Origin of the sequence: Stenotrophomonas sp. Sm6012 (assembly GCF_030985895.1) — a bacterium.
GTDB lineage: Bacteria > Pseudomonadota > Gammaproteobacteria > Xanthomonadales > Xanthomonadaceae > Stenotrophomonas > Stenotrophomonas forensis.
Genome location: NZ_JAPTFX010000170.1, coordinates 1 through 8817 on the forward strand (window position 1 = coordinate 1; position 8817 = coordinate 8817).

Annotated in this window: 12 protein-coding genes; 4 read left to right on the plus strand and 8 right to left on the minus strand. The window is 68.0% G+C overall.

What is annotated here, in order from left to right; all coding sequences use genetic code 11:
- Nucleotides 1-47: 47 nt before the first annotated feature.
- Nucleotides 48-590 (minus strand): DNA-3-methyladenine glycosylase I, encoded by a 543-nt coding sequence (locus tag O0J73_RS19930; RefSeq protein ID WP_006422620.1) that lies wholly within the window; start codon nucleotides 588-590, stop codon nucleotides 48-50.
- 89 nt (nucleotides 591-679) lie between these two features.
- Here O0J73_RS19930 and O0J73_RS19935 point away from each other — a divergent pair, with 89 nt between their 5' ends.
- From O0J73_RS19935 to O0J73_RS19950, 4 genes are all read left to right on the plus strand, one after another.
- Nucleotides 680-1246: a YqgE/AlgH family protein gene (locus O0J73_RS19935; RefSeq protein ID WP_006422622.1), complete on the plus strand. Its 567-nt coding sequence runs from the start codon at nucleotides 680-682 to the stop codon at nucleotides 1244-1246.
- Nucleotides 1247-1265: 19 nt separating this feature from the next.
- Complete coding sequence (gene ruvX / locus O0J73_RS19940; protein ID WP_180879650.1) at nucleotides 1266-1733, plus strand: Holliday junction resolvase RuvX; 468 nt, start codon at nucleotides 1266-1268, stop codon at nucleotides 1731-1733.
- 16 nt (nucleotides 1734-1749) lie between these two features.
- On the plus strand, nucleotides 1750-2700 hold the full coding sequence (locus tag O0J73_RS19945; RefSeq protein ID WP_049456205.1) for an aspartate carbamoyltransferase catalytic subunit: 951 nt from the start codon (nucleotides 1750-1752) through the stop codon (nucleotides 2698-2700).
- A 98-nt stretch (nucleotides 2701-2798) separates the two neighbouring features.
- A complete protein-coding gene (locus O0J73_RS19950; protein ID WP_308309458.1) occupies nucleotides 2799-3290 on the plus strand; it encodes a transposase in 492 nt (163 codons plus the stop codon).
- Nucleotides 3291-3392: 102 nt separating this feature from the next.
- Here O0J73_RS19950 and O0J73_RS19955 read toward each other — a convergent pair whose 3' ends face one another.
- The 7 genes from O0J73_RS19955 to O0J73_RS19985 all read right to left on the minus strand — a co-directional run.
- Nucleotides 3393-4190 carry a prolyl oligopeptidase family serine peptidase gene (locus O0J73_RS19955; protein ID WP_006422683.1) on the minus strand — a complete coding sequence of 266 codons (798 nt, stop codon included), beginning with the start codon at nucleotides 4188-4190 and terminating at the stop codon, nucleotides 3393-3395.
- A 70-nt stretch (nucleotides 4191-4260) separates the two neighbouring features.
- Complete coding sequence (locus O0J73_RS19960; protein ID WP_006422684.1) at nucleotides 4261-4527, minus strand: hypothetical protein; 267 nt, start codon at nucleotides 4525-4527, stop codon at nucleotides 4261-4263.
- Nucleotides 4528-4586: 59 nt separating this feature from the next.
- Complete coding sequence (mgtE, locus tag O0J73_RS19965) at nucleotides 4587-5948, minus strand: magnesium transporter (RefSeq protein WP_005408383.1); 1362 nt, start codon at nucleotides 5946-5948, stop codon at nucleotides 4587-4589.
- Nucleotides 5949-6097: 149 nt separating this feature from the next.
- Nucleotides 6098-7867 carry a phosphoenolpyruvate--protein phosphotransferase gene (gene ptsP, locus O0J73_RS19970; RefSeq protein WP_308309459.1) on the minus strand — a complete coding sequence of 590 codons (1770 nt, stop codon included), beginning with the start codon at nucleotides 7865-7867 and terminating at the stop codon, nucleotides 6098-6100.
- A 2-nt stretch (nucleotides 7868-7869) separates the two neighbouring features.
- Nucleotides 7870-8139 carry an HPr family phosphocarrier protein gene (locus O0J73_RS19975; protein ID WP_005408385.1) on the minus strand — a complete coding sequence of 90 codons (270 nt, stop codon included), beginning with the start codon at nucleotides 8137-8139 and terminating at the stop codon, nucleotides 7870-7872.
- Entirely contained in the window at nucleotides 8132-8524 is a 393-nt protein-coding gene (locus tag O0J73_RS19980; RefSeq protein ID WP_006422749.1) for a PTS ascorbate IIA component, read from the minus strand. The genes O0J73_RS19975 and O0J73_RS19980 overlap by 8 nt, the downstream gene beginning before the upstream one ends.
- A gap of 81 nt (nucleotides 8525-8605) precedes the next feature.
- Nucleotides 8606-8817, minus strand: a 212-nt coding sequence (locus tag O0J73_RS19985) for a hypothetical protein (protein WP_308309461.1), incomplete at its 5' end; no start/stop codon positions are given.

Here is an 8817-nt window from a genome sequence, read left to right on the forward strand (position 1 = left end):
GCCGGCAACACCTGTGGCCTCGCGAGGCTGCCGGCCAGCGGCCGGCACTACCGGGAGGCCTGCAACCACGGTGGCGACAGTTTCAGCAGCCGCGCATGCACCGGGCAGTCCGTGGCGTGCGCACCGGGCAGGTAGCCCAGGCTCATCAGGAACTCGCCGGTGATCTCGCCGCCGGTGAAGCGGAAGGTCTTCTTGAACAGCTTCACCCAGTCAGCCTTGCTGCGCGGGTGGTGAGCATCGAGCCAGGCTGCGAAGCTGCCATGGCTGGCGCGCAGCTGCTGGATCACCTGCGCGTTGTGGATCGCCGCCAGTACCTTCAGCCGGTTGCGGATGATGCCCGCATCCGACAGCAGCCGCTCGATGTCCTGCTCGGCATAGGCCGCCACGCGGTCCACGTCGAAGCCGTCATAGGCCGCGCGGAAGCCTTCGCGCTTCTTCAGGATGGTCTCCCAGCTCAGGCCGGCCTGGTTGATTTCCAGCACCAGCCGTTCGAACAGCTCGCGCTCGTCGCGCTGCGGGAAGCCGTACTCGTTGGCGTGGTAGTAGTCGTGCACCGGATGGCCCGGGGCGATGAGGCAGTAGCCGGACACGTTGAATTCCTGCGGTACGGGCTGGCCATTATGCGCGCCGTGACCGCCGGGTGGAGGCGCCCGGCGCGCCCAGCCGCTAGAATGGCGCCATGCCAGTAACGCCGACCTCCCTTGCTGATCACCTGCTCGTCGCGCTGCCGTCGCTGCTCGACGCGACTTTCGCCCGCAGCGTTGCGCTGATCTGCCAGCACGACGAGAACGGCGCGATGGGCGTGCTGGTCAACCAGCCGTCCGAATACACCCTGGGCGAAGTGCTCGCACAGATGGACATCACCACCGGCGACGGCGACCTGCAGGCGCGCATGGTGCTCAATGGCGGCCCGGTGCACCCCGAACGCGGCTTCGTCATCCACGATGATGCACGTGCGTGGGATTCCAGCCTGACCGTGGGTGAGGGCCTGTATCTGACCACCTCGCGCGACATCCTTGAAGCGATGGCGCGCGGCGAAGGCCCGGCCAATGCCGTGGTCACCCTCGGCTGCGCCGGCTGGGGCGCAGGGCAGCTGGAAAGCGAGCTGGCCGAGAACAGCTGGCTGACCGTGCCGGCCGATGCCGAGCTGGTGTTCCAGCTGCCGCTGGAACAGCGCTGGCAAGGCGCGGCCTCGCGCATCGGCGTGGATCTGTTCCGATTGACCGACTACAGCGGCCATGTCTGATCCGGCGGCCCCTGCACCGGTGTCTGCTGCCCCGGCCATCCGCCGCGACGGCACGGTTCTGGGTTTCGATGTCGGTTCGCGGCGTATCGGCGTGGCCATCGGCAGTGCCTTCGCCGCCCATGCACGCGCAGTGGCCGTGGTCGATGTGCACGGCAATGGGCCGGACTGGGCGGCGATCGAACGCCTGCTCAAGGAATGGAAGCCCGATGGCCTGGTGGTCGGCGACCCGCTGACCCTGGACGGCCAGGATCAACCCAACCGCAAGCGCGCGCAGGGCTTTGCCCGCCAGCTGCGGGAACGCTTCAAGCTGCCGGTGGTGATGATCGACGAGCGTTCCAGCTCGGTCGAGGCCGCCCGCCGCTTCGCCGTCGAGCGCGCCGAAGGGCGCAAGCGCCGCCGCGATGCGGCCGCCCTCGACGCCGTGGCCGCGGCGGTGATCATCGATCGCTGGCTGTCGTCTCCCGACGACGCCACCCCCATTCCCTGACTGCACGACTCCCGCCATGACCGCCCAGCAAATCGATGCCTCCGGACGCCTGCGCCACCTGTTGACCCTTGAGGGGCTGCCGCGCGAAACCCTGCTGCAGCTGCTCGACCGCGCCGGGCAGATCCGCGACGCCGCGGTCGGCCGCGTCGGCAACAAGCGCCACGTGCTGGCCGGTTCGGCGGTGTGCACGCTGTTCTTCGAACCGTCCACCCGCACCCGCAGCTCGTTCCAGCTGGCCGCGCAGCGCCTGGGTGCCGACGTGCTGAACTTCGATGCCTCGACCTCGTCCACGCGCAAGGGCGAAACCGCCTGCGACACGCTGCGCAACCTGGAAGCGATGGGCGTGCGCGGCTTCGTCGTGCGCCACCCCGATGATGGCGCCGTCGCCGCACTGGCTGAAGCGGCGGGCGAGGGCACCGCGCTGATCAATGCCGGTGACGGCCGCAGCTCGCACCCGACCCAGGGCCTGCTGGACATGCTGACCCTGCGCCAGGCCAAGGGCCCGGACTTCTCGAAGCTGAAGGTGGTGATTGTCGGCGACGTGAAGCATTCGCGCGTGGCCCGCACCGACCTGCATGCGCTGCGTACGCTGGGCGTGGGCGAGATCCGCGTGTGCGGCCCGCAGTCGCTGCTGCCGGACGACGAGACCCTGAAGGGCTGCGTGGTGGGCGATGATTTCGATGCCATGCTGGAAGGCGTCGACGCGCTGATGATGCTGCGCCTGCAGCGCGAGCGCATGGAAGAAGGCCTGGTGCCGTCGCTGGAGCAGTACCACGCCGAGTACGGGCTGACCAACGAACGCCTGGCGCGCGCCGGCAAGGATGCAGCCGTGCTGCACCCGGGCCCGATCAACCGCGGCGTGGAAGTGACCGACGAGGTGGCCGACGGCCCGCAGTCGTGGGTACTGCGCCAGGTCGCCAACGGCGTCGCCGTGCGCATGGCCGTGCTGGAAACCCTGCTGGGCTGACCGCTCTGGTGGGTGCCAACCTTGGTTGGCACTGGCCTACCCGGGCGAAGGTGATTTCCCGATGTTCAGGGAGCATGCGCCCGCCCATGCTCTTGTGCATGAACAGCACCCGCCTCCTGCTAGGCCGTCATTCCAGTCTCGGCCGGAGCTACATCCTGACGACGAACGTGCATGGCCGAGCGGCTCTGTTCGCCAATGACGCCGTTGCGATTACCGCCATGCAGCAGTTCCAGCGTCTGGATCTGGAAGGTCTGACCCATTCCATCGCCTACGTGGTCATGCCGGATCACGTCCATTGCTTGATGCAGCTGCGCGCGGCATCACTCGACGTTGTCATGAGGCGCTTCAAGTCGCGTACGGCGGTGTACGCAAACAGGGTACTGGGCAGGGTGGGGCGCTTCTGGCAGTCCTGCTATCACGATCACGCGATCCGCTCTGATGAATCGCTGTTCCGGCACGCAATGTATGTGATGGCGAATCCGATCAGGGCGGGGCTGGCCACGCAGCTCGGCGAGTACCCGCATGCGTGGTGTGAGTGGGAACTCGAAGGTTCCTGTGCCAAGGCGGAGTTCATGGGTGCGGACAGATAGTGCCAACCAAGGTTGGCACCCACCGAAAGCAGGTTCCGGCCTTGGTGGGTACCTACCCAAACCAGGCTCCAACCTTGGTCGGCAACCACCGGACGCTTCGGGTCAGCGCTTCTGCGCGAACAGCCAGGCCCACATCGCCGGGTCGGCGTAGGTGGCGTCCCAGGCGTTATGGTTGCCTTCCGGGTACTCGGTGTAGCGCACGTCGCGCGCGTTGGCGCCCTGGAAGGCACTGTGCAGCCTGCGGTCGTCGTCCGGTGGCACCACATCATCCAGTGCGCCGTGGAAGATCCAGATTGGTGCGTGCTGCAGGCGCTGGGCGATCACCGCGTACGGATCGGCCTCATGCGCGACGTGTTCGACGAACAGGGTCGGGCGCTTCGCGCGCGGTGCCAGCACAGCGCCGCATACCGGCACGATCGCGGCAAAGCGGCGTGGATCGTCCAGGGCGATGTTCCAGCTGCCGTAGCCGCCCATCGACATGCCGGTCAGGTACTGGCGCGCAGGGTCGGCGCCAAACTCGGCGATTGTCGCGTCCAGCGCGGCCAGGGCCATGCGGTTGTTGTGGCCGCTCCATTCCGAGTGCTTTGCTGCCTGGGGGAAGACAACCAGGGCCGGGAAGTCGGGATGCTCGCGCAGATAGGGGCCAAGCCCCGCGCGCGTCTGCCTGATGCCGTCGCTGCCGCGCTCGCCCGAGCCATGCAGGAACAGGATGACCGGAACACTGGCGGACGCCGGGGCCTGCAGCCCGGCCGGAATGAACACCTGGTAGTAGGCGGTCTCGCCGTCCACTTTGACCGCGCGGGCTTCGAAGCGTCCACGCGCGCTGTCCGGCAGCGAGGCACATCCGGTCATCATCAGAAGGGCCAGCAGGGGCAGCCAGCGCGACATGGAACGGACCATGGGAATTCCTGGGGCGGCGGGAACGCCTCCATCGTAGTCCGCCGCCGTCCATGCGGCATCATGCGCCGCGTCACTGCGGGCGCGGGAAACTGGCGATGATCTCCAGTTGTTCCTGGGCCTCGGCATTGCCTTCGGCGGCGGCGGCCTGCACCTGCGCCATGTCCGGATGCAGCACCACCAGCAACGGGTTCTCGCAGACCGGGCAGTCGTACTCGGTTGCGTCCTCGTCCAGTTCCATCTCCATGCCGCGCGAGCTGCCCTTCCATTCGCAGGCCGGGCACGTGTGCTGCTGGTCGCGCCAGCCGGGCTGGAAGTAGTTTTCGATCGTCGTTGCCATCGGTGTTCCAGTGGGAAGGGGCAGCGCCCCGCATGGCGGGGCTCGATTCCTTGATACGGTCAGTGCAGCAGCACCAGGGTGGCCAGGCCGAGGAAGGTGAAGAAGCCCATCGAGTCGGTCACCGCGGTCAGGAAGATGCCGCTGGCCAGCGCCGGGTCGAAGCCGAAGCGTTTGAGCGTCAGTGGCACCAGTACGCCGGCCAGTGCGGCGAACAGCAGGTTGCAGGTCAGCGCGATGGCGATCACCGCCGACAGCCCGGGCGAGTGGAACCAGGCCAGCACGATCAGCCCCAGCACCGAACCCAGCATAACGCCATTCAACAAGGCGACCCGCACTTCCTTCCACAGCAGCGTGCGCGCATTGGATGCGCCCACCTGGCCCAGCGCCAGGCCGCGCACCATCAGCGCCAGCACCTGGGTACCGGCATTGCCACCCAGGCCGGCCACGATCGGCATCAGCACCGCCAACGCCACCAGCTTGTCGATGGTGCCTTCGAAGTGGCCGACCACGCTGGAAGCCAGGAAAGCGGTGCACAGGTTTACCGACAGCCACATCAGGCGCCGGCGCATGGCGCGCCAGACCGGGCTGAACAGATCCTCGTCCTCGTCCAGGCCGGCGGCGCCCAGCGCCTGGTGCTCGGCCTGGCCGCGGATGATGTCGACCACGTCATCGATGGTGATGCGGCCGATCAGGATGTTGTTGTCGTCCACCACCGGCGCCGAGATCCAGTCATGGTCGGAGAACTGCCGTGCCACTTCCTGGTCGCTCTCGCCGACGTCGATGGCCGGCTGCTCGTCGTCGATCAGGCGGTTGATCGGCGTGGTGTCCTCGTGGGTCACCAGCGCGGCCAGCGAGACCCGCCCGAGGTACTGGTGCCGCCGGCTGACCACGAACAGGTGGTCGGTGTGATCGGGCAGTTCGCCGCGCAGGCGCAGGTAGCGCAGCACCACGTCGACGTTGACGTCGGCGCGCACGGTCACCACGTCCGGGTTCATCAGGCGGCCGGCGCTGTCCTCGGGGTAGGACAGCACCTGTTCCAGGCGCTCGCGGTTTTCGCGGTCCATCGACTTGAGGACTTCGTCGATGACCGTGTCCGGCAGGTCTTCGACCAGGTCGGCCAGGTCGTCGATGTCCAGGTCTTCGACCGCGGCGATGATCTCGTCCGGGTCCATGTCCGCGAGCAGGCTTTCGCGCACGTCGTCGCCGACGTGGACCAGCACCTCGCCGTCATCTTCCGGGTCGACCAGGCCCCACACCACCTCGCGCTTGCCCGGCGGCAGCGATTCGAGCAGGTTGCCGATCTCGGCCGGGGCCAGGGTGTTGACCAGCCGACGCACCGGACCCAGCCGGCCGCTGTCCAGTGCATCGGACAGCATCCGCAGTTGGCGCGCAGTCTTGTCGTGGCGTACAGCTTCAGCCATCGCAGCTCCCGCGGGATAAGAAAAGCCGCGATCCCGGCAAGGATGCGGCAACAGGGGTGTTCAGCGCGTCATTATCGCAAGGGGATGTTTCAACGCATAGCCGCTGGGTGCGGAGGTTGCCGGCCAGCGGCCGGCACTACCCTGGGTGGTCAGGGCGCGTCCGCCACCAGTGCCAGCCAGCGCTCGATGCCGCGGCGGTCGCGCGCCGCCAGCAGCTTCGGCGCGCGGGCGCGCAAGGCGCCCAGGTCGGCCTCGCGGATCGCCCGGCGCACCTCCAGCAACGTACCGGGATGCAGGCTGAACTCGCTCAGGCCCAGCGCCAGCAGCAGTGGAGTCATCCGGGCATCGCCGGCCATCTCGCCGCAGACCGCCACCGGGATGCGATGGCGCGCACCAGTGTCGATCACCATCTGCAGCAGCCGCAGCACGGCCGGATGCAACGGCGAGTAGAGCTCGCCCAGCGCTTCGTTGTTGCGGTCGGCGGCGAGCAGGTACTGCACCAGGTCGTTGGTACCGATCGACAGGAAATCGACCAGATCGATGAAGCTCTCCAGCGCCAGTGCGGCCGCGGGGACTTCGATCATCGCGCCCAGCGGCACATGGTCGGACACCATGTGGCCCTCGCCGCGCAGCTGTTCGGTCAGCTTGAGCATGCGCCGGCGCACCGCAAGCAGCTCCTCGCGGGTACTGACCATCGGAACCAGCACGCGCAGCTTGCCGTAAGCCGAGGCACGCAGGATCGCGCGCAGCTGGGTGTCGGCCACCTTCGGCCGCGCCAGCGACAGGCGCACGCCGCGCAGGCCCAGTGCCGGATTCTCTTCGTTGCTCAGGGTCAGGCCGGTGCGATCGGCCTTGTCCGCGCCCAGGTCGAGCGTGCGGATGGTGACCGGACGCCCGCTCATGCCCAGCGCGGCATCGCGGTAGGTCTGGAACTGCTCTTCCTCGTCCGGCAGCTCGTTGCGCTGCAGGAACAGGAATTCGGTGCGGTACAGGCCCAGCCCCTGCGCGCCCAGCGCATGCGCCTGGGTCACGTCCTCCAGCGATTCGGCGTTGGCCAGCAGGGCGATGTCGACCTGGTCGCGGGTACGGCTGGGCTTGCTGCGCAGGCGGCCCAGCTCGCGCTGTTCACGCGCATGCTCTTTCAGTCGCGCGCGGTAGTCACGCAGGTTGTCGGCCTGCGGGTTGACCGTGATGCTGCCGTCGGCGCCGTCGATGATCAGCACGTCGCCGTCGGCGATGCGGCTGAGCAGCTGCGGTACGTTGACGATCAGCGGCAGGTGCAGGCTGCGTGCCAGGATCGCACTGTGCGACAGCGCGCTGCCGGCGGCGGTGACGATGCCGACCACCCCTTGCGCCTGCAGCTGCGCCAGCTCGGACGGGGCAATGTTGTCGCAGACCAGGATCTCGCCGGCCAGGCCCCTCATCACCGGCGGCCGGTCCGGTTGCAGGAAGGCGTGGATGCGGCCGATCACATGGTCCAGATCGTCCATGCGGCTCTTCAGGTAGGCATCGTCCATGCCATCGAAGACCTTGGCCAGGCGGTCGCGTTGCAGGCGCAGCGCATAGCCGGCGCTGTACGGGCCGCTGCGGATCAGTTCGTCCAGGCCATACAGCAGCTCGGGGTCGTCCAGCAGCAGCGCGTGCAGGTCGAGGAACTCGCCCACTTCCTGGTTCAGTGCGCCATGCAGGCGCTGGCGCAGCTCGTGCATTTCCGTGCGTGCCGCATCCACCGCACGGTGCAGGCGGGCCAGCTCGGCCTCGACCTGCTGGGCGGCGACACGCTGTTCGGCCACCTCCAGGGCGTGCGGCAGGCGCACGCGGGCGCGGCCCATCGCCGTGCCACGGGCCGCACCGTGGCCGGCCAGCAGCTGCACCGGCCGTTGGCCGGAGGGAAGCTGGCCGGCGCGTGCGCGTGGCACGCTCAGCTGTCCTCGTCGAAACGGCGTTCGAACAGGCCCACCACCGCCTCCATCGCGGCGGCTTCGTCCTCGCCGTTGATGCGCACGGTGACCGGGGTGCCCTGGCCGGCAGCCAGCAGCATCACGCCCATGATGCTCTTGGCGTTGATCTCACGGCCCTTGGCGGCCATGGTCACGTTGCAGCGGAACGGCGCCAGGGTCTGCACCAGCTTGGCGGTGGCCCGGGCATGCAGACCCAGGCGGTTGCTGACGGTGAGTTCTCGTTCAAGCATCGTCGACTATCGCTCCATTACGGGTACCCGCCGCGGCTGTGGCGGGCAGTTGATCCAGTCCCTGTTCCGGATAATTCATCACCCGCAGCAACATCGGCAGGCTCAGCGCCGACACCCGGCGAACCGGGGTCCCCAGCCGGGCCAGCTGCCCGGCAAGGTTGGCGGGGCTGGCGCCGTACAGGTCGGTCAGGATCAGCACGCCTTCCCCACCGTCAACCCGCCGCAGGGCGGCCGAGGCGAGCGGGAGCAGGGCGTCCAGGTCTGCGTCGAACGGTACTTCGAAAGCTTCGGTCTTCAGCGGCAATTGCCGCAGGAGCCGGGTCGCCACCTCAAGCAGGGCGGTCCCGACCCCGGGATGTGTTACGAGGAGAATGCCACAGGTCATTACTGCACGTTAACAGGTCAAGGTGAATCGGCGATAGCAGCAGGAGAGGGGCACTGTGTCCCGTATTCAGCGTTGCCGGGGTCAGAGCCCTTTTCCCCTGGAAAATGGATCCGACCCCATGCGTTTTTCGATGCCTGACAGAGGTTCATCCACGCATGGCGTGGATCCCTCGTGTCGACCAAGGTCGACACCCACCACCAGCACACCCCCGCCTTCCCACGGAATGCCGCCTTTGCTGTTCAGGTTGCCGGCCCGCGGCCGGCACGACCGCGGGTGCCGGGCGCCGCCCCGGC

What these genes read in the sequence shown, in the direction of transcription:
- O0J73_RS19945 (WP_049456205.1), top strand. Translation starts at nt 1,750, where the DNA reads ATGACCGCCCAGCAAATCGATGCCTCCGGACGCCTGCGCCACCTGTTG.
- O0J73_RS19980 (WP_006422749.1), bottom strand. Translation starts at nt 8,524, where the DNA reads ATGACCTGTGGCATTCTCCTCGTAACACATCCCGGGGTCGGGACCGCC.
- O0J73_RS19975 (WP_005408385.1), bottom strand. Translation starts at nt 8,139, where the DNA reads ATGCTTGAACGAGAACTCACCGTCAGCAACCGCCTGGGTCTGCATGCC.
- O0J73_RS19950 (WP_308309458.1), top strand. Translation starts at nt 2,799, where the DNA reads ATGAACAGCACCCGCCTCCTGCTAGGCCGTCATTCCAGTCTCGGCCGG.
- mgtE (WP_005408383.1), bottom strand. Translation starts at nt 5,948, where the DNA reads ATGGCTGAAGCTGTACGCCACGACAAGACTGCGCGCCAACTGCGGATG.
- O0J73_RS19935 (WP_006422622.1), top strand. Translation starts at nt 680, where the DNA reads ATGCCAGTAACGCCGACCTCCCTTGCTGATCACCTGCTCGTCGCGCTG.
- O0J73_RS19955 (WP_006422683.1), bottom strand. Translation starts at nt 4,190, where the DNA reads ATGGTCCGTTCCATGTCGCGCTGGCTGCCCCTGCTGGCCCTTCTGATG.
- O0J73_RS19960 (WP_006422684.1), bottom strand. Translation starts at nt 4,527, where the DNA reads ATGGCAACGACGATCGAAAACTACTTCCAGCCCGGCTGGCGCGACCAG.